Origin of the sequence: Streptomyces sp. NPDC005281, from assembly GCF_040607495.1 — a bacterium.
In the GTDB taxonomy this organism is placed as follows: Bacteria; Actinomycetota; Actinomycetes; order Streptomycetales; family Streptomycetaceae; genus Streptomyces.
The window spans coordinates 59,674-78,826 of sequence record NZ_JBEXGX010000035.1 but is presented as its reverse complement, the minus strand read 5'-3'; the positions used below and the strand labels follow the sequence as shown (position 1 = coordinate 78,826).

General features: G+C 72.7%; 19 protein-coding genes. 14 read left to right on the top strand and 5 right to left on the bottom strand.

Features of this window, described 5'->3' with window-relative positions; genetic code table 11:
• Positions 1 to 113: 113 nt before the first annotated feature.
• Positions 114 to 539: a helix-turn-helix domain-containing protein gene (locus ABZV42_RS35180; RefSeq protein WP_355983020.1), complete on the bottom strand. Its 426-nt coding sequence runs from the start codon at positions 537 to 539 to the stop codon at positions 114 to 116.
• A gap of 91 nt (positions 540 to 630) precedes the next feature.
• On the opposite strand from ABZV42_RS35180, the gene ABZV42_RS35175 reads away from it, so the two are divergent.
• From ABZV42_RS35175 to ABZV42_RS35165, 3 genes are all read left to right on the top strand, one after another.
• On the top strand, positions 631 to 1,485 hold the full coding sequence (locus tag ABZV42_RS35175; RefSeq protein WP_356055522.1) for an SDR family oxidoreductase: 855 nt from the start codon (positions 631 to 633) through the stop codon (positions 1,483 to 1,485).
• A gap of 193 nt (positions 1,486 to 1,678) precedes the next feature.
• Positions 1,679 to 2,782: an EamA family transporter RarD gene (rarD, locus tag ABZV42_RS35170; protein ID WP_356055520.1), complete on the top strand. Its 1,104-nt coding sequence runs from the start codon at positions 1,679 to 1,681 to the stop codon at positions 2,780 to 2,782.
• Between the two features lie 193 nt (positions 2,783 to 2,975).
• Complete coding sequence (locus tag ABZV42_RS35165) at positions 2,976 to 3,464, top strand: VOC family protein (RefSeq protein ID WP_356055518.1); 489 nt, start codon at positions 2,976 to 2,978, stop codon at positions 3,462 to 3,464.
• A gap of 95 nt (positions 3,465 to 3,559) precedes the next feature.
• Here the strand turns inward: ABZV42_RS35165 and ABZV42_RS35160 are convergent, their stop codons facing one another.
• From ABZV42_RS35160 to ABZV42_RS35150, 3 genes are read right to left on the bottom strand one after another with little or no spacing between them, the layout of a single operon-like run.
• The gene (locus tag ABZV42_RS35160) at positions 3,560 to 5,686 is read right to left on the bottom strand and encodes a hypothetical protein (RefSeq protein ID WP_356055515.1); all 2,127 of its coding nucleotides are present in this window, start codon (positions 5,684 to 5,686) and stop codon (positions 3,560 to 3,562) included.
• An 8-nt stretch (positions 5,687 to 5,694) separates the two neighbouring features.
• Positions 5,695 to 6,462, bottom strand: a complete 768-nt coding sequence (locus ABZV42_RS35155) for a hypothetical protein (protein ID WP_356055513.1) — start codon at positions 6,460 to 6,462, stop codon at positions 5,695 to 5,697.
• Positions 6,463 to 6,476: 14 nt separating this feature from the next.
• Complete coding sequence (locus ABZV42_RS35150; protein WP_355983031.1) at positions 6,477 to 7,511, bottom strand: peptidoglycan DD-metalloendopeptidase family protein; 1,035 nt, start codon at positions 7,509 to 7,511, stop codon at positions 6,477 to 6,479.
• A gap of 173 nt (positions 7,512 to 7,684) precedes the next feature.
• Here ABZV42_RS35150 and ABZV42_RS35145 point away from each other — a divergent pair, with 173 nt between their 5' ends.
• The 11 genes from ABZV42_RS35145 to ABZV42_RS35095 all read left to right on the top strand — a co-directional run bounded on the left by ABZV42_RS35145 (position 7,685) and on the right by ABZV42_RS35095 (position 18,474).
• Entirely contained in the window at positions 7,685 to 8,314 is a 630-nt protein-coding gene (locus ABZV42_RS35145) for a hypothetical protein (protein ID WP_356055511.1), read from the top strand.
• On the top strand, positions 8,311 to 8,568 hold the full coding sequence (locus tag ABZV42_RS35140; protein ID WP_355983035.1) for a hypothetical protein: 258 nt from the start codon (positions 8,311 to 8,313) through the stop codon (positions 8,566 to 8,568). Before ABZV42_RS35145 ends, ABZV42_RS35140 begins: the two co-directional genes overlap by 4 nt.
• A gap of 560 nt (positions 8,569 to 9,128) precedes the next feature.
• The gene (locus tag ABZV42_RS35135) at positions 9,129 to 9,428 is read left to right on the top strand and encodes a hypothetical protein (RefSeq protein WP_355983036.1); all 300 of its coding nucleotides are present in this window, start codon (positions 9,129 to 9,131) and stop codon (positions 9,426 to 9,428) included.
• 39 nt (positions 9,429 to 9,467) lie between these two features.
• A complete protein-coding gene (locus ABZV42_RS35130; protein ID WP_355983038.1) occupies positions 9,468 to 10,232 on the top strand; it encodes a hypothetical protein in 765 nt (254 codons plus the stop codon).
• A gap of 1 nt (position 10,233) precedes the next feature.
• On the top strand, positions 10,234 to 11,382 hold the full coding sequence (locus ABZV42_RS35125) for a hypothetical protein (RefSeq protein WP_356055509.1): 1,149 nt from the start codon (positions 10,234 to 10,236) through the stop codon (positions 11,380 to 11,382).
• 244 nt (positions 11,383 to 11,626) lie between these two features.
• Entirely contained in the window at positions 11,627 to 13,120 is a 1,494-nt protein-coding gene (locus ABZV42_RS35120; protein ID WP_355983042.1) for an SCO6880 family protein, read from the top strand.
• Complete coding sequence (locus tag ABZV42_RS35115) at positions 13,117 to 14,655, top strand: ATP/GTP-binding protein (protein WP_355983044.1); 1,539 nt, start codon at positions 13,117 to 13,119, stop codon at positions 14,653 to 14,655. Before ABZV42_RS35120 ends, ABZV42_RS35115 begins: the two co-directional genes overlap by 4 nt.
• Before the next feature lie 140 nt (positions 14,656 to 14,795).
• The gene (locus tag ABZV42_RS35110) at positions 14,796 to 16,586 is read left to right on the top strand and encodes a TraM recognition domain-containing protein (protein WP_356055507.1); all 1,791 of its coding nucleotides are present in this window, start codon (positions 14,796 to 14,798) and stop codon (positions 16,584 to 16,586) included.
• The gene (locus ABZV42_RS35105) at positions 16,583 to 17,035 is read left to right on the top strand and encodes a DUF4913 domain-containing protein (protein ID WP_355983048.1); all 453 of its coding nucleotides are present in this window, start codon (positions 16,583 to 16,585) and stop codon (positions 17,033 to 17,035) included. Before ABZV42_RS35110 ends, ABZV42_RS35105 begins: the two co-directional genes overlap by 4 nt.
• Before the next feature lie 18 nt (positions 17,036 to 17,053).
• The gene (locus tag ABZV42_RS35100) at positions 17,054 to 17,365 is read left to right on the top strand and encodes a hypothetical protein (RefSeq protein WP_355983050.1); all 312 of its coding nucleotides are present in this window, start codon (positions 17,054 to 17,056) and stop codon (positions 17,363 to 17,365) included.
• The gene (locus ABZV42_RS35095) at positions 17,362 to 18,474 is read left to right on the top strand and encodes a zeta toxin family protein (protein ID WP_355983052.1); all 1,113 of its coding nucleotides are present in this window, start codon (positions 17,362 to 17,364) and stop codon (positions 18,472 to 18,474) included. The genes ABZV42_RS35100 and ABZV42_RS35095 overlap by 4 nt, the downstream gene beginning before the upstream one ends.
• Before the next feature lie 92 nt (positions 18,475 to 18,566).
• On the opposite strand, the gene ABZV42_RS35090 is transcribed toward ABZV42_RS35095, so the two are convergent.
• Positions 18,567 to 19,124, bottom strand: a complete 558-nt coding sequence (locus ABZV42_RS35090) for a hypothetical protein (RefSeq protein ID WP_356055505.1) — start codon at positions 19,122 to 19,124, stop codon at positions 18,567 to 18,569.
• Positions 19,125 to 19,153: the final 29 nt, after the last annotated feature.

The following is a 19,153-nucleotide window of genomic DNA, read 5'->3' as shown; positions in this document are numbered from 1 at the left end:
TGGCCGACCAGCTCGACGCCGCCATCGAACAGAACGGCAAGGGCGACCTCGCCGCCCTCCTCGCCGGCGGCGACACCTGGACCGTCATCGGCTGAGTCCGTCGCGGGAGTTTCCTAGGAGGCCCGGGCCCTGAGTGCCCGGGCCTCGTCGTACACGCCACGGGCGCGCTCGACGTCGGCCATGCGCTCGTTGGTCCACAGCGCCAGCGACCGCACCTGCTCGGCGGCCTCTCGGCCCAGGTCGGTCAGGGAGTAGTCGACGCGCGGCGGGATGACCGGCTTGGCGTCGCGATGGACCAGCCCGTCGCGCTCCAGGGTCTGGAGGGTCTGGGTGAGCATCTTCTCGCTGACCCCTTTGCCGACCCTGCCGATCGCCCGGCGCAGCTCGCTGAAGCGGTACGACCTCTCCAGGAGCTCGATCAGGACGAGGACGCCCCAGCGGCTGGTGACATGTTCCAGGACCAGGCGGTAGGGGCACATCGCCTCGCCGGCGTCGTACCCGTCCGGCGTCCCGTTCGCTGCCTTCATACTTACGGCCATACCAGTACCTTACTTCAAGGTGGGTACTTTCCAACAGTTAGTGCAGCTCCTAGGGTGAGTGACATCCGCACCCCACAAGGAGATGTACGCCATGAGCATCGTCGTCACCGGAGCCACCGGACACCTCGGCCGCCACGTGATCGAGCAGCTGCTGGAGAAGGTTCCCGCCGAGCAGATCACCGCCGTCGTACGGGACGAGTCCAAGGCCGCCGGCCTCGCGGCCCGCGGCGTACGGCTCGCGGTCGCCGACTACAACACGCCCGAGACCTTCGACGGCCTGTTCGCGGCCGGTGACAAGGTGCTGCTGATCTCGGGCAACGAGTTCGACAAGGGCCGCGTCGAGCAGCACCGGGTCGTCATCGACGCCGCCAAGGCGGCCGGAGTCTCGCTGCTCGCCTACACCAGCGCCCCCGGCAGCCTGACGGCCGCCCTGGCCGACGACCACCGCGCGACCGAGAAGATCCTGCTCGCCTCCGGGCTGCCCTACTCGCTGCTGCGCAACGGCTGGTACCACGAGAACTACACCGAGAACCTCGCCCCGGTGCTCGCGCACAGCGCCGTCGTCCAGGCCGCGGGAGAGGGCCGGATCGCCTCCGCCTCGCGCGCCGACTACGCGGCCGCCGCGGTCGCGGTGCTGACCGGCGAAGGCCACGAGAACACGACGTACGAGCTGAGCGGTGACGAGGCCTGGGGCTTCGCCGAGTACGCCGCCGAGCTGAGCCGGCAGACCGGCAAGGAGATCGCCTACAACTCCGTCTCCCCCGAGGCCTTCGTCTCCATCCTGACCGGCGCCGGGCTGCCCGAGGCCTTCGCCGGGATCCTCGCGGGCGTCGACGCCTCCATCGAGAAGGGCGAGCTGGACGCCACCCCCGGCGACCTGTCCCGCCTGGCCGGCCGTCCGACCACGCCGATCGCCGAGTCCGTCGCGGCGGCGCTGAAGGCCTGAGGTCCCGGCGGCGCCGGGCACCTCTCCCCCACACCCTCGCCTGTCATGACCGTATGGCGATACGGGCATGACAGGCGGGGGTGTCCGGCGCTACCTTCTTTCATGCTGCACGGAAGTTCCCCGACCGCACGGGAGCTACGGAGCGCGGGGCGCGACAGGCGTCCGAGAGAATCCGTGGGAGAAGGAGACGCCGGTGGCCGGGCAGTCGAGGGGCGAGCAGCGCATAGGCCTGCTGAACGGCTTCGCGGCGTACGGGATGTGGGGGCTCGTCCCCCTCTTCTGGCCGTTGCTGAAGCCCGCCGGAGCGATCGAGATCCTCGCCCACCGGATGGTGTGGTCACTGGCGGTGGTCGGGGTCCTGCTGCTGGTGATGCGGCGCTGGGCCTGGGCGGGAGAACTGCTGCGGCAGCCGCGCAAGCTGGGACTGATCACGATCGCGGCGACCGTCATCACCGTGAACTGGGGCGTCTACATCTGGGCGGTCAACTCCGGGCACGTGGTCGAGGCCTCGCTGGGCTACTTCATCAACCCCCTGGTCACCATCGCGATGGGCGTGCTGCTCCTCAAGGAACGGCTGCGGCCGGTGCAGTGGGCCGCCGTGGGCGTCGGCGCCGCGGCCGTCCTCGTCCTGGCCATCGGCTACGGCCACCCACCGTGGATCTCCCTCTGCCTCGCCTTCTCCTTCGCCACGTACGGCCTGGTGAAGAAGAAGGTCAACCTCGGCGGCCTCGAATCGCTCGCCGCCGAAAGCACGATCCAGTTCCTGCCGGCGCTCGCGTATCTGCTGTGGCTGGGCACGCGGGGCGACGCGACGTTCCCCGCGCAGGGTTCCGGGCACGCCGCGCTGCTCGCGGCGACCGGCGTGGTCACGGCGATCCCCCTGATCTGCTTCGGCGCCGCCGCGATCCGTGTGCCGCTGTCCACCCTGGGCCTTCTCCAGTACATGGCCCCCGTGTTCCAGTTCCTGCTCGGCATCTTCTACTTCCACGAGGCCATGCCGGCCGAGCGGTGGGCCGGGTTCTCGCTGGTGTGGCTCGCGCTGTCACTGCTGACGTTCGACGCGCTGCGTGCCGCGCGACGGGGTGCGCGGGCACTGCGGGAGGCGGCCCGCGCGGCCGCGGAACCCGCCACGGCCGTGGGTGCCCCCGCCCGGGCCGCGGTCGCGGGAGTCCCCGCCGGCCTGGCGGAAATCGCCGTCGTCACCGCGGGTACCGCTGCCGAGGCCGCGGGGATCGCCGCCGAAGCCGTCGGTTCCACCGGTTCCGCCGGTCCTGCCGCCTCGCACGGCACCGTGTGACGAACGGGCGGCCGCGCCCGGGCGAATCGGCGGGGCTAATCGGCAGGGCTAATCGGCAGGACGCCGCCTCCGTAGGACTCGTACGTGTCACACGTGTCGTACGTCGTACGTGTCATACGTGTCGTACGACATGAGGGCCGGCCCCGGCGAGTGACCTTGCCCGGCCGGCCGGAGAACCACTAAGAGTGGCTCCATGACGCCGACTCCCGTGCCAGCGCCCGCACCCGCACCCGCACCCGTCCACTGGAAGCTCGTCATCGACTCCGCCGATCCGCACGCGCAGGCCGACTTCTGGTCCGCCGCGCTCGGTTACACGGTCGAGGACAACAGCGCCTTCATCGAGCAGTTGCTGAGCCTCGGTGCCCTGCCGCCCGAGGCCACCCTCGACTTCCACGGCCGCCCGGCCTTCCGGGACCTGATCGCCGTACGGCATCCCGAGGACCCGTACGACAAGGAGCGCGGCACCGGGCTCGGGCGGCGGCTGCTGTTCCAGCGGGTTCCCGAGCCCAAGACGGCCAAGAACCGGCTCCACCTCGACCTGCACCCCGGCGAGGGGCGCCGCGCCGACGAGGTCGGGCGTCTGACCGCGCTGGGTGCGAGCGTGCTGCGCGAGGTGAGGGAACCGGCGGGCGCCTGGGTCGTCATGACGGACCCCGAGGGAAACGAGTTCTGCGTCCACTGACGGATGGCGCCGCCGGCCCGGAACGGCCCGGCGGCGCCCCCTTCGCCGTCAGTCAGCCGGCTCCGTCCCCGGCACCGCCCCGGCCGTTCAGCTCGTCACTCGCCGTGGGCACGGGGCGTCCGGGTGTACGGGTTGTCCGCGGCCACGCGGGCGCGTTCCGCGAGGCGGCCCATGCGGGTGCGGGCCGATTCGAGCTGCTCCAGGTCGTCGGCGGCGGGACCGTCGTCGGCCGCGAGCTCGGTCCACAGTCCGATCAGATCGCGCCCGAGGTGCAGACCCTGGAGGGGGTCGCGCACGGCGCGCCACGCGGCGGCCGCGCTCTGCACGTTGCCGTAGGCGGCCCCGTTGTCGCGGTGGCGCCTGCGGACCCTCGCGAGGTCCAGCGACAGATGGAACGACCTGAGCGCGTCACCGGCCAAGTAGGCGATGTACGCGGTCAGTTCGCGCAGCTTCAGCACCTCGGGGTGTTCGTGGCCCAGCGAATGGGCCGCCTCGGCGACGGCACGCTCCGCCATACCCGCGGCGGCCTCGATACGGCCCTTCTTCACGGCCTCGTTGATCCGGGCGACCGGCTCGTCGAGGAACGCCGACGCGGGGTCCCGTTCAGCGGCCGGTCCCTGGGGACTGGGCGCGAGGACCGCCTCGGCGACGGCGTCGAAGCCGCGGGCCGGAGTGGGCTTCGGGTCCGGTTCCCGTTCAGGGCCCAGCAGCGACAAGGCCTCCATCGCGGAAGCGGGCTTCCGCTCCGCAGCAGCGGGCTTCGCCTCGGCAGCGGGCATCGGTTCGGGGGCGGGCTTCGGTTCGGGGGCGGTGCCTGTCACCGGAGCCGGGCCGAACTCCCCCGTCGGGGCGGACACCGCGGCGGCCGCCGAGCCCGGCACCGCCCGCAGGACACGCGTCGACGCGGCCCCGGGCAGGGGCTTCGGTTCCGGTACCGCCCGCAGCACGAAGGTGGACGGCGTGGGAGTACCGGGCGCGACGGGCCCGGCGGCGGGTGCCTGTCCGGGGCCCGCGGCGACGAACGGCTCGGCCGTCGGAGCGGGAGCGGACACCGGCGCGGAAGCGGACACCGGCGTGGATTCCGAGGGTGCCGCCGGTGCGGGCGCCGGCTGCGGAACCGGCTGCGGCTGCGGCACGAACTCGGCGGTCACGGCGGGCTCGGGCCTGCGCACGGGCGCGGGCTGCGGCTCCGGGTGGACCGACGGCTCGGGACGGGCCGACGGCTGCGGTACGGGATGCGGCACGAACTCCGCCGTCACCGCGGGCTCGGACCTGCGCACCGGCGCGGGCCGCGACTCCGGAGCGAACGCCGGGCGCGCCGGCGGCTCGGGGGCGGGCTGTGCCGTGGGCGGGTACTCGGGTGCGGGCGCCGGTTCGGGTCCCGCCGCCGGGGGCGTCGGAGTCCCGCTCCCGGCTCCCGGGACCGGCCGCGCATCCGGTTCCGGCACCGCGCGCAGAACGTACGTCGCCTTGTCACGGCGCGGAGCGGCCGGTGCCTCCGGAGCCTGTGCCGGTGCCTCGACGGGCACCGGAACCGGCGGAATCGGCGCGGCGGGCTGCTCCGGACGCCGCTGAGCCGGAGCCTGCGGCGCCCCATGGACCGGCGCTTGCGGAACATCACCGACCGGGCGCCGCGGACCCTCGTGAGCCGGGGGCTGCGGACGCTGCTCCTCGGCCCCGAAGCGCGGGCCCTCCGGTACAGGCGGCTGCGGACGCTCCTCCGGCGTCCGGGACTGCGGACGCTGCTCCGGGGTCCGGGACTGCGGGGGGTGGGCCGGGGTCCGGGTCTGCGCGCGGTGGGTCTGGGGTGGGAGGTGCGGGGGGTTCTCGGGGCGTGGCGCGGGGGGTGCCACGCGTACCGGTTCCGCCGTGTAGCGGCTGGAGCCGTCGACGTACACCTGGAGCGGTACGACGTAGCCGATGCGTTCGTCGTGGATGCTGGCCGTCACCGGGTGGCCGGTGGCGAGGGCGAGGCGGTGGAGGTAGTTCAGGATCGCGCCCTGGACCGTCTCGCCGGGCGCGGCCACGACCGGCATCCCGCCGACCGTGGCACAGCCCTGCGCACCCGCGGCACCGGGCATCACGGCTCCCGCCATCGCGTCCGCGGACGCCGGTACGTGCACCTCGATCGGCGTCGTCCCGGCGGCCGGCTGCCCTCCGGCACCGGCCGCCGAGCGCTGCCGCTTGAGTTCCCGCTTCTGTTCGCGGCTGAGTCGAGACATCGGTTCCCTCACGAAGGGGTGGTCGAGGACGGGGTCGAGGACATCATCGAGGCCGGGGGCGACGTCGACGTCGAGGGCGAGAGCGCGGGCTCGGAGGTTGACGGCGGCGGAGGCGGTTCCGCCGCCTCCACGGTCGTCACCTCGGCGACGTGCCACGGACGGCCGCCACCCGCCCGGGTGAGTTTGAGGTAGACGTTCGCGCGCGGGCCCGTGCCCTTCCAGCCGTCACGGCCGTGGGCCCGGCCGTCCACGAACAGGGCACGGTAGGCGAGGACGGCCGTGTCGGCGGGACCGTCCGCGTCGTCGTCCGCGGTCACCACGACCGTGGTCCAGGCCCGGTGACCGGCCCAGATGTTCCACTCGGCGCCCGCCCCGCTCGCGGGGTGGTAGGACCGCTCCTCCGCGGCCTTGGCCGGGGTGAACCACCGGGCGGAACGCAGCACGGCGTCGTGGGGACCGTAGTCGTACTTCGTGTCATAGCCGTACGCCACCTCCGCCCACGCCTCCGATACTTCCGTCGCGTCCGTCCCGTCGACATCCGACGGGCTCGGCACGTGTGCGTCCGCGCCCAGCGGCCTGCCCGGCGGGAGCGACGCCTTCGGCGCCACGGACGGCACCGCGGAGGGCGACGAACCCGGAACGCCCACGTCATCACGATGGTCCCGCAGGCCACAGCCCGTCAACGCCAGGATCCCGGTCACGGACACGACCGCCAGCGCGGCGTACGTCTTCCCGCGCGCCCCGGCACGAATCGCTGCACTCCGTGTGGTCCTCATCCTCGCCTCCCTCCTCACTTCAGTCCCAGCCAGGGTGCCGGATCCACGTACTTGCCGTTCTGCTGGACCTCGAAGTGCGCGTGCGGCCCCGTCGAGTAGCCGGTGGAGCCCACCTCGCCGACCTTCTGGCCGACCTGTACGTGCTGGCCCACATGCACGCTGAGGCTCCGCATGTGGTTGTAGGTCGTCGAGATGCTGTCGCCGTCGATGGTCCCGTGCGAGATGACCACGCGGTTGCCGTAACCGTTGGACCAGCCCGCGAAGGTGACCGTGCCGTCCCGGGCCGCCTTGAACGGCGTACCCTCCGCGGCGCCGAAGTCGATGCCGGTGTGGAGCTTGTAGACGTGCAGGATCGGGTGCATGCGCATGCCGAACGGCGAGGTCACGGGCGGGTTGCCGGAGAGTGGCATCGCCAGCTCCTGTCCGGCGGGGATCCTGCCCGGCGGATCGTCCACCGACGCGTACTTGGGTATCAGGGACTTGATGCGGGCGACGTAGTTGCGGGTCTCGGTGTACGGCGGCATGCCGTGGTACTGGTGTATCGCGCCGGGGCCCGCGTTGTACGCCGCGAGCGCGAGGTCGAGGGTCTCGCCGCTCGCCTCGCCGCGGTTCTTGTAGGCCTCGACCTGCTTGGCGAGGGCGCAGTCGTAACGGCCCTGGGCCATGATCGCGTCACCGGGATCGAACGGGGAGGCCCGGCCGTTGCCGTCGTCGTCCTTGCCCCAGTTGGGCCAGGTGCCCGGCATGAACTGGGACAGCCCCTCGGCGCCCACCGGAGAGCGGGCGTTGGGGTTCCAGCCCGACTCGGCCTCGATCTGAGCGGCGATGACCGCCGGCTTGATGACATCGCACATCGCGCCCGCCTTGAGCACCCAGGGAACGTAACTCTGCGGCACGGAACCGTCCTTCAGCCCCCCGACCGCTCCCGGCTCCGGATCCTCCTCGCTGGACGCTCCGCTCACCGCGACCATCATGACCACCGGCATCATCACGGCGGCCAGGCAGCCGCCGACCACCCAGGTCATGGTGGATCCGCCCCCGTTGGACATCGGCCCCCCTCAGCCTCATGTTCCGGTCGTGTACATGCAGTCGAGTCTCTCGGTTCCCATCCGCTTCCCGCGTCACCGCGGCGTCACAGACTCGTCCCAGGAACTCACGCCCCGTTACCCAACTCGCCACCGCGCCGGGAGGATCGGTGCACCGACGAGGGGAGAGAGGACTCATGCAGGGGATCGAGGGGGTGGCGATGCGGGCCGACGAGGACGCGGCCGTGCGCGGGAGAGACGGGGTGGCGCCGCGCGGAAGAGGCGGCGCGGTGCCGCACGGGCACGAGCAACACGGGCCGGGCGGGCCCGAGATATGGATCCGCGGTACCGTCGGGGAACCGGAACAGCCATCGCAGCAGTACGAGGAGGACCAGCAACTCCTCCTACGCACCCGGCAGTTCTCGTGGGTCGCCACACACGGCGGAGCCGGCTCCTCCACGCTCACCACCGTCTTCGGCGGTCATGACGCGGGCCGTGACTGGCCCCGGCCCGACCGGGGCGACCCGGGCTCGGTCCTGCTCGTCGGACGTACGCACGCGGCGGGCCTGGACGCCGTGTCGCACACCCTGGACATCTTCCGCCGGGGCGACGCGCCGCCCGGACTCGATCTCGACGCCATCGTCCTGGTCGCGGACGCGCCGGGCCGGCTGCCGCGTCAGCTCACCCAGCGCATCAAGGTGATCAACTCGGTCATCGACGTCTACCGGGTGCCGTGGGTGCCCGCGTGGCGCACCGGCGACCTGGCCGGACCGCTGCCGCGCGAGGCGGCCTCCCTGGCCCGGCTGACGGGAAGGACCGCGCCATGACCGCCCTGCACACGATCGCCGCCACCACGCTGGCGGAGGACGCCCGGGTCACCCAGCAGCTCGACTACGTCCTCGGCATCATCGCCTGGCTCGTCACCGCCGCCGGTGTCGCGGGCCTGATGATCGTGGGCTCCCGGATGGCCCTGGCCGTCAAGTCCGGTGAGTTCGAGGAGCACTTGAACCAGTTCCTGATGGTGCTGGGCGCCTGCGTCATCGGCGCGACGGCGGGACCGATCGTCGGTTTCGTACTCTGAGCCACCCGCGCTCCGGCGGACGACACCGGCCGCCCTCGCCCCCACCACCCACGACCAGGCGGGCACCAGTCACGACCCGGCAGGCACCACCCATGACCCGGCAGGCACCAGCCACGGCCCGGTGAGCGGCACCGGCCGCCCACCGCATGACGTCCACCGCACGGCGTCCCCCGCACGACGGCCGCCGCGCGACGTCCGTCGGATCCCTCCGTCGCACGCGTGCGTTCCGAGGATCTCCTGAGGCGCCATCGCACCTGATGGTGCCTCAGTTGTTTTCCGGGTCCCCCCGACCTCGTATTTCGTGACGGTCTCTTCCCGTCTGTCACGGACACGTCACCGACAGGTGCTGGATTCCCACATCGCTTGGCCCCGGCCCACAGGAGTCGCCAAGCTCACTGTGCACCGGGAAACACGGGGCGCCCCACGGATCTTCATCGCCCTCAAGTACCGCTCGCAGCAAGCACGTACCGCTCGTACCGGGCAAGTGCCGCTCAGCTCCGGCGAGTTCCGCGTCCGTCCAGGACGGGTGCGCGGACAGCCGGCCATATCGGGGAGAAACCATGTTCAAGGCGATAGCAGCCCAGGCCCACCAGTACGTCTATCTGGCGGACGGGAAGATCCCCGACCCCAACCGTAACGCGCCGGGTGCGCTGACCGGCAAGGTCGACACCGTCCTCGGCATCCTCGCCTGGGCCGGCACCGCTGCGGGCGTCGCGGGCGTGCTCATCACCGGAGCCATGATGGCGATCTCGATGCGCCGCGGCGAGGGCTCGGAACACATGGGCCGTCTCGGCATGGTGCTCGGCGGCTGTGTCCTGGTGGCCACCGCGGGCCCCGTCGTCACCTTCGTCTTCGCCTGACCGACGCTCCGCCAGAGACTGAGCGAAGGGAGCGCAACCATGCTGAACTCCGGTCGGCCCCAAGGGGGCAGCGGGGAGTGGGAACAGCCGTTCTGGCAGCAGCGGAGCTGGGTCCTGTCGGCCGGGTTCCTGCTGGTGCTGCTCGTGCTCGCCGGTTTCACGATGATCGGCGGAGGCGACGGGACGCCGGCGAACGCGTCGGGCGACGACAAGCCCGTCCCGTCCACGGCCCCGGACCGCGGCGGCCGGCCGGACACCCGCCCCGCGGGCTGCCGCACCGACGACAGCGACCAGGCCAAGCCCACCCGGGCCCCGAAGGACTTCAAGTGGAAGGCCGACGGGACGGGCCTGGTGCCCGTCTCGAAGACGGTGGGCCCGCTCACGTTCGACGGACCGGTCTGGTCCTGCTACGCCCACACGCCGCTGGGCTCCGTCATGGCCGCCCACGCCATCACCGACCATCTGAGCTATCCGGGCTGGCGCCAGGTCGTCGACCGGCAGGTCGTCCCCGGCGCGGGCCGCGACGCGCTCGTCGCGAGCCGTGCCGCGGCGGGCGACAAGCCGACCTCGGGCGAGCCCGACGGGGGCGGCTACGCCGGCTTCACCGTCCTGTCGTACGACAAGGAGAAGTCGACCGTGATGTTCGTCGTGCGGGTCCCTGGCAAGGGCGCCTACGGGACCGCGTCGGTGACCCTGCGCTGGCTGGACGGCGACTGGAAACTCGCGCCCGACGCCGACGGCACCGTCTATTCCGGCATGTCGCAGATCAGCGGCACCAAGGGCTTCGTCACCTGGGAGGTGTGAAATGTCCTGCTCCTGGCGGGTGTACGACTGTGTGATCGACGAGGTGGGCACCCAGTTCACCGACGGTGCCGTGGTGGCCTTCGCCAAGGCGATCGGCGACGCGACCTCGGACGTGCTCAAGGCGCTCAACGGCGTATGGATGCACGTCGACGTGGGAGACGCCTCCGGACCCATCGGCCGGATCACCCAGGAGGTCGACTGGCTCGTCGGCTATGTGGCCGTCGCCTCGCTGCTGATCGCGGCGATCCGCATGGCGCTGGATCGCAAGGGCCAGCCGATGAAACAGGCGTTCATGGGGATGTGGAAGGTCATCCTCGTCGGCGCGGTCGCCGTGCCGGTGATCCAGGCGCTCACCACGGCCTCCGACCTGTACGCACAGGATGTGTACGAGAAGTCCGACCTCGGCAACCAGGCGTCGACGATGCTCGGGGTGCTGACCCTCGACCAGCCGGGCCTCATCCTCATCTTCGGCCTGCTGGTGATGCTGTCGAGCTTCGTGCAGATCTGCCTGATGTACATCCGCATCGGCGTCATGATCATGCTCGTCGGCACGCTGCCGCTGGCCGCCGCCTCCTCGATGACCGGGTGGGGCGAGGGCTGGTGGAAGAAGCACGTCGGCTGGCTCTCGGCCTGGCTGCTGTACAAACCGGCGGCCGCGCTCATCATCTACTCGGCCACGTCGATGACCAAGGGCACCAAGAACCTCGACCAGACCATCGCCGGTCTGGGCATGCTGATCATGGCGGTGTTCGCCCTGCCGGCCCTGCTCAAGCTGATCGTCCCGGCGACCGCCGCACTCGGCGGCACCTCGGGCGGCACGGTCGCCATGAACGCGGTCAACAACGTCGCCACCGGCGCCGTCAGCATCGCCGCGAACAGCACCGGCGGGGGCGGCGGAGGCGGCGCGGCCGGTCCGCAGGGCTCGCCGTCCGCGGGCGCCGGGGCTCCGGTCGGCGGTGGCGCGGGTGGAGCGGGGGCGGCGGGCGGGGCGGCCGCCGGGGGCGGTGCCGCGGCCGCGGGCGCGGCCACGGGCGGCGCGACCCTCGCCGTGCAGGCCGCGGCGGTCGCCGTGCAGACAGGTGTCGCGGCGGCCAGCGAGGTGGCCAACTCCCTGAACGACAACGACGGGATGAAGGGTCACAACCAATAGGCGGCCACACGGCTACGCGGTCATGAGGCCACGCGGTCAGCCGGTCACGCGTTCCGTAAGGCCGTAAGGCTTCAGGAGTTCCGGGGCGGCGCACCGGCCGCGACCACAGAGCCGGTCAGCGCCCCCGCAGAACCGGCCGGCGCCACCGCCGAGCCGGCCACCGCCGCCACAGGGCAGGCCTGCGCCGCCCCGGAACTCCACCCCAGTCACGTATCCAGCGCTTCGAGCCGGAAGAAGGAACCCCATGTCCACCGACGCCATGACGCGTCCCACGTACGGGAACTGGCGCAGGCCCCGCCGTCCCGGACTCGGTCCGCTGGGTCTGCTCGGCACCGTCGTCGCCTTCGGCGGACTGCTGGTGGCGCTGCTGGCTTCGCTGGTGTCGCTGACCGCCGCGATCGTCGTCCTCGTACCGGTCGGGCTCTTCCTCGCCCCGCTGGCACTGCGTACGGTCGACGGCCGCAACGTCTACCAGGTCCTCGCGATCCGCCTCGGCTGGACGCGGCGCAAGTCGGCCGGGTCGCACACCTACCTCTCGGGGCCGCTGTCCAAGCGCCCCGGCGGCCGCTACCAGCCGCCGGGACTGCTCGCGCGCACCCGGATGCACGAGGGCCGCGACGCCTACAACCGTTCCTTCGGCGTGCTGCACCACCCGGGCCGCGGCCTGTACACGGTGGTGCTGGCCTGCGAGCCGGACGGCGGTTCGCTGGTCGACCCCTCGCAGGTCGACATCTGGGTGGCCTCCTGGGGTGACTGGCTCGCGCGGCTCTCGCACGAACCGGGCCTGCGCGGCGCCCAGGTGGTCGTGGAGACCGCCCCGGACACCGGGACCCGGCTCGCGGCCGAGGTGCTCCCCCGGATCTCCCCCGACGCGCCGGCCGCCGCGCGCGCTGTGATGGAGGAGGTCGTCGACCGCTATCCCTCGGCGTCCTCCGAGATGCACACCTACATCGCCCTGACCTACGGCCCGACGGGCGGCCCCAAGCGCGGCACGGACGACATCGTCACCGACCTGTCGATGCGGCTGCCGGGTCTGCTGTCCGGGCTGGTCGCGGCGGGCGGCGGCAGCGCCTACCCGCTGCCGGCCGACCGGCTCGCCGAGATCGTCCGGGTGGCGTACGACCCCGCCATCGCGCCCGATGTGCTCAGCGCCCGCGCCGAGCACGCCACGACCGGGGTGGAGTGGGCCGACGCGGGCCCGGCCGCGGCCGTGGAGACCGTCACCTCGTACAAGCACGACTCGGGTGTCTCGCGCACCTGGATGCTCACGCTCGCGCCGCGCGGCACGGTCCGTTCCAGCGTGCTGCGCGGACTCCTAGAACCGGCCCCGGGCACCCGGCGCAAGCGGGTCTCCCTGGTCTATCGGCCCATCGACCCGGCGACCTCGGCCCGCATCGTCGAGTCCGACCGGCGCACCGCGCACTTCATGGCGGGCTCGCGGCGCGGTCTCGTCCAGGCGCGGGCCAGTTCGGAGATGCAGGCCGCCGAGCAGACCGCGGCGGAGGAGGCGGCGGGTGCGGGGCTCGTGGAGTTCTCGCTGATGGTGACGGTCACGGTGGACGGCGAGGAGCAGTTGCAGGACGCGGGCATCACCGTGCGCAACCTCCAGGCCTCGTCCCGCATCCTGATGCGCCCCGCCGACCGGATGCAAGCCTCGGCCTTCACCTGCACGCTGCCGGTCGGCCTGCTCCCGTGGGAGCACACCCTCGTTCCGTACCAGATCAGGGAGGCACTGTGAGCAGGCGGCAGGCACAAGGGGTACCGGGCGCCCCGGATGCGGCGGCGACCGCGCCGCCGCGCGGCTGGTACGGCCCCGCGGGCGGCCAGGTCGGGCACGTGGACCCGCCCGCGCTGTGGCGCGCGACCACCGTGCAGGCGTGCGGGCTGTGGCCGTTCGCGGCCGGCTCCGGGGCGCCGATGACCGGTGTGCCGCTCGGACAGCATCTGCACACCGGGGCCACCGTGTGCGGCGACCCCATCTCCTGGTTCACCCGGGCCCGTTACATCTCCAACCCGTCGCTCTTCATGCTGGGCATGCCGGGCCTCGGCAAGTCGACCCTGGTCAACCGCATGCTGATCGGGATGTCCGCGACCGGCATCACGCCGCTGGTCCTCGGCGACCTGAAGCCCGACTACGCCGACACCGTACGGGCGTTGGGAGGGCAGGTGATCTCCATCGGGCGCGGGGTCGGCGGCATCAACGTCCTCGACCCGGGCGCCATGGGCGAGGCCGCGGCGAAGATCGGCGGCGAGCGCGGCCGGATCCTGGCCGCGGAGGCGCACGGCCGGGTGCTGAACATGGTCGCGGCGCTCATCACGATCGTGCGGGGGCGTCCGATGGACGACCACGAGCAGTCGGTGCTGTCCGCCTGTCTGCACCATCTCGCGGAGCGTACGAAGCCGGGGCGTCCGCCGCTGCTGCCGGATCTGCTCAAGGTGCTGGACGAGGGTCCCGACCGGGTCCGCGCGGTGACGCTGGACCGCGGGGACGTGGCCCGCTACCAGGAGGCCGTCGACCCGCTGCACCGCTCGCTGCTGGGCGTCCTCGACGGCCCGCTCGGCGACACCTTCGCCTCCGAGACGTCGACCCGGATCAACCCGGCCGCTCCCGCGGTCTGCGTGGACATCTCCCGCATCGGCGAGGCGGACACCCAGCTGACGGCCGCGGCGATGCTGGCGGCCTGGTCGGACGGGCTCGGCACGGTGGCCGCCGCGCACGCGCTCGCGGACGCCGGACTCGCCCCGCAGCGCTGGTTCTTCACCGTCCTCGACGAACTGTGGCGTCCGCTGCGGGCCGCCTCCGGCATCGTGGAACGGATCGACGCGCTGACCCGGCTGAACCGCTCGCTCGGCCTCGGCGACGCGAAGATCACCCACACGCTCAAGGACGCCGAGGCCCTCGGCAGCGAGGCCGACCGCGCGAAGGCGCGGGGCTTCGTGGAGCGGGCGGGCATGGTCGTCTGCGCCGGGCTTCCACGGTCGGAGATGCGGGATCTCGGGGAGATCGTCGGCATGTCCGAGCGCGAGATCGAGCTCGTCTCCTCGTGGTCGTCCCCGCCCGGCTGGGCCAGCAGCGGCGGCAACGAGGAGCCGCCCGGACGCGGACGCTTCCTGATCAAGGTGGGCGGCCGCCCCGGCATCCCGATCAAGGTGTCCATCACGGACACCGAGCGGGCGCTGCACAACACGAACACCCGCTGGTCGGAGGCGGGCAAGCCGTCCCTGTACAAGAACCCCGGCCCGACCGCGGGCTTCAGCCCGTCCGGCGTTTGAGGAGCGGGGTCCGAAACTCCAGCCCGTCCGGCGTTCGAGGACCCGCGCGGAGCACGGCGGGGGGCCGGGGCACCGCCCCCCCCGGTACGGGACGGGCAGGGGCGGCGGGGGCGAGAAGAATCCAACGGGGGGAGCAGGAGATGAGCAGCACACGCAGGACGGGACCGGGAGCCGGGGAGGACTTCCTCCCCTGGATCGTCCCGGGGGCCGCGTTCCTCATCGGCACCGTGTTCCTCGGGGCATGGCTCGGCGGAACACTGGGCGCGGCGGTGAGCGGCGCGGGCTGGCATCCGCCGCCGTTCGCCCTGTCCACCCTCTCGACGCTGGTGCAGGACGGTCCCGGACCGCTGTGGCCGGCGGCCTCGCCGACCGCGCTCGCCGCGGGCATGGCCACGGTCTTCGGAGCCGTGGTCGCTCTGATCACCGTCCTGATCACGCTCGTACGACGCCGGGTCACCGCGCCCACCGGTCTCGCGGGCCGCAAGGAACTGGCCGGCCTCCTGCCCAAGGGCGCCGCGCGGCGAGCCCGCGAACTCCGGCCGGGGCTGGCCGAGCGGGGGAAGGTCACCGCGGACGACACCGGGAACCTGCTCGGCAACCTGGAGCCCCGCGGACCTGAACTGCGCTCCAGTTACGAGGACGTCGAGCTCGATCTGATGGCGCCCCGCGCGGGCAAGTCCACCGGCATCGCGGTACCGCGCGTCCTGCGGGCCCGCGGCAGTGTGCTGCTGACGTCGAACAAGGCGGACGTGTACAGCGTGACGCGGGCGGAACGCGAACGGGTGGGCCGGGTCTGGACGTTCGACCCCCAGGGCATCGCCCACACCCCGCGCGGCCTGTGGTGGGACATGCTCGCGGAAGCGGCCTCGATCGAGGGCGCCCGCCGGCTGGCCGGGCACTTCGTCGGCGCGGTCAACGACGACGCGTCCCGCCGCGACTTCTGGATCTCGGCCGCCCAGAACACCCTCACCGCCCTCTTCCACGCCGCCCACCACGGCGGGCGGCCGATCGGCGAGGTCCTCGCCTGGCTGGCCGACCCGGCCGACCGCACCCCGGTCGACCTGCTGCGCGACGCCGGGATGACGGCGCTCGCGGACCAGTTGCAGGGCACCGTTCAGGGCGCGGTGGAGACCCGGGACGGCATCTACGAGACCAGCCGCCAGTGCGTGGCCTGTCTGCTCGACCCGGCGATCACCGCCTGGGTGACCCCGGATCCCGCACTGCCGCAGTTCTTCCCCGACCGTCATGTCCTGTCCGCCGACACGCTCTACCTGCTCTCCAAGGACGGCGGCGGATCGGCGGCCGGTGTCGTCGCCGCGGCCGCGGATTCCGTGCTGCGCGCGGGAGTCGTCGCCGCCGAACGAATGGGCGGACGCCTCGAACCACCCATGACGGCGGTCCTCGACGAGGCGGCGAACGTCTGCCGGATCTCCGATCTCCCCGACCTGTACTCGCACTTCGGCTCACGGGGCATCAACATCGTGACGCTGCTCCAGAGTTACCGGCAGGGCTCACGGGTCTGGGGCGAGGCGGGCATGGACGCGCTCTGGTCCGCCGCGACCATCAAGCTGCTCGGCGCGGGACTCGACGACGCCGACTTCGTGGAGAAGATCTCCCGGCTGGTCGGCGAGCACGACGTCTCCACGGTCAGCTGGTCCAAGGGCAGGGACGGGCGGTCCCGGTCGACCTCGTACCGCCTGGAACGCATCCTGCCCGCCGACCGCATCCGCGCGCTGCCCAAGGGCACCGCCCTGCTCCTGGCCACCGGCGTCCGGCCCGCCCTGGTCCGGCTGCGCCCCTGGTACGCCGAACCGGGCGCCGACCGCATCGCGACGGCGGCGCAGGCGGAGGTGAAGGCCATCACCGCCCGCGCGGCCGAGAGGATCACGACCCCGATGACCACCGCCGTCGAAAGGAGGCCCTCGCGATGACCGAGGTCACGTCCGGGCAACAGAGCTCCGACGCACCGCCGTTCATCCTGTGCCTCGACGGCCCCGAGTACGCCGAGGAGATGAGCCGACTGGCCGTCTGGGTCGGTGACCTGCTTCTTCCGGTCTACGGCCGCGAGGTCACCTCGCAGCAGCCCTGGTGCCCTCGCTGGTGGGAACACCCCGAGGCGGTCGCCAGGCTGCACGGGCTGTGGCTGGCCTGGCAGGACCACACCCATCCCGCGGCGGGCGGGTCAGGACCCGCCCTCTGGCACCGGGACCACCTCGGCGCCGTACTGTCCGAACTACGCTCCCCCGGCGGCCCGTTCGCGGGCTGCAAGGGCGGCACCCACCGCCCGAAGACGCCACCCGCGGTCGAGTCGTACGAGGACGCTGTCGCCGCGTCCCGGCGGCAGCCCGACCCGGATCCGTACGAGACCAGTCTCTGGTAGAGGAGGAATACTCCGCCCATGAACGACATCCCCGCACCCGCCGCGTCCGCCGACGGCCCGGCCCCCTCCCTGCGCGCCTATCTCGGTCTCTACGCCGCCGGATTCGTGGAACGCGAGCAGATGATCGCGACCGTCGCCGGCTGGCCCTTCGAGGCCGAGGAGGGGCTGGACGAGGGCCACCCGGAGCCGACCCACCAGGACAACACCCTGTCCGTACTCTCCGCGGCACGGCTGCTCGGGCAGGTGACCCGCGAGGACGTGGAGGAGATCCAGCGCAGGATCGACGGCCGGCCGGACGGTCCGGCGGACGGGGCCGAGCGCCGGCCATGACCACGGGCGATAGGCCGGAGGCCGGGCTCAGACCCGAATACCGCGCGCTGTACAGGGAGTTGCAGGCCCGCATGTCACCGGGCGGCGATCTCGCGCCGGGCGACACCGACACGTTCGGACAGTTCCGGCGCGGCGCTCTGTGGACGCCGGATCGCGAGCGGATCCATTCCGCGGTCCTTGAGGACTTCACGGCACGCTGCGCGGGCATGCCTCGTGACGGCCACGCCGCCCTGCTGACCGCCGGGGCGCCCGGCGCGGGGAAGGGCGGCGCGCTGCGCGGGCTCGGTGAGTGGCAGGGGCGCGACGACGAACTGGGCCTCGCACTCAGGCGGGCCCACGGCATCGACGTACGCGACTATGTGGTCCTGGACCCGGACGACTTCAAGGTCGCGATCTTCGAGCACGGCGGCTCACCCCATCTCCCATCCCACGCACGTGAGTTGTCCGACGGACGGCGGCTCGCGCCGTCCGAGACGGCCTCGCTCACCCATCGCGAGTCGGCCTTCCTCCAGGGGGTGTTCGAGCAGTGGGCGCGCGCCGAGGGCTACAACCTCCTCTACGACGCGACCCTGCGCGACCAGCGCTGGAACGAGAAGCTCCTCGGCGACCTGCGCGCCGACGGCTACGACCGGCGCGTCCTGCTCTCGGTCGAGGTCCCCGTCGAGCGGTGTCTCGCCCAGAACGCCGGCCGCTGGCAGCACGGCCGCGCCGAATTCGACGCGGGCCGCGACCGGTACGGCGGACGCATGGCCCCCGAGGTCATGATCGAGGACCTGTACGCGCGGAGCACCTCGGGACGCGGGTTCTCCGTCGGCCGCGAGAACGCGGAGAAGCTCGTCGAGGGAGGGCTGGCCACCGCGCTGATCACCTCGGAGCGGGGCGCGTTCGCCTCCGGCCGGACGACGGGCACGGCCCCGGCGTCCGGGCTCGACGCCTCGCCCGCCCACCGGCAGGGCGACGCCACGATCCGGGTCGCCGCCGCGGCCCGCCTGCGGTCCGGCGGCGGGAGCACCGTCCCGGCGGCCGGGCGGACACCGGGCGGCCCCGGTGCCGCGCCCTCGGCCTCCGCCGTACCGCGTGCCACGCCCCGGCCCCCGCGAACACCGTGAGTGCCGTGAGCGCCGTGAGTGCGGGAAGCGCCGGAAGCGCTGAAAGGCCGGAGAGCGCGGGGTGCGACGGGAGGCCGGGGGCTGGGACGGGGCTACGCGCCCGGCTGCGGGCCCACGTGGTCGAGGCTCTCCAGGATGCGGCGCTTGCGGGCGATGTTCTCGAGGAGCGCGGCCCTCTCGAAGCGGTGCGGGGTCCGGTCGTGGATCTCCCGGCCGCGCTCCGAGGTGAAGAGTTCCGCGGGGACGCGATCGAGGCCCCGCGGAAGGAACTTGAGGACTTCCTCGACCGCCGCGAGAGCGAACGCGGAGCCCTCCCGCTGCTCGTGCCGCCCGGCGGGCGGTGTGTGCAGCAGCCGCAGTCCCGTGTCCGTGGCGACCTGGTCGGCGACCCACAGGAACTCCCCGGGGTCGATGATCCGCGAGGGCTCCGGTCCGCCGAACGCCGGTGGCGCGGGCGGAAGTTCGTCGGTGAGCCGGAACGCGAAGGAGCGGGCGCGGCCACACTGGGGGCAGACACCCTCGTACACCGCGACCAGGACACCGTCACGCTCGTCGAGACGGTGCTCGCGCTCGAAGCTCTCCGCCCCGCACGCACACGCGTGCAGGTCCATGTAGAGGTGCGCTTCCTGCGTCGAACGGGCGATCAGCATGCCGAGATCTTACGTGCCACGAGGCCGTT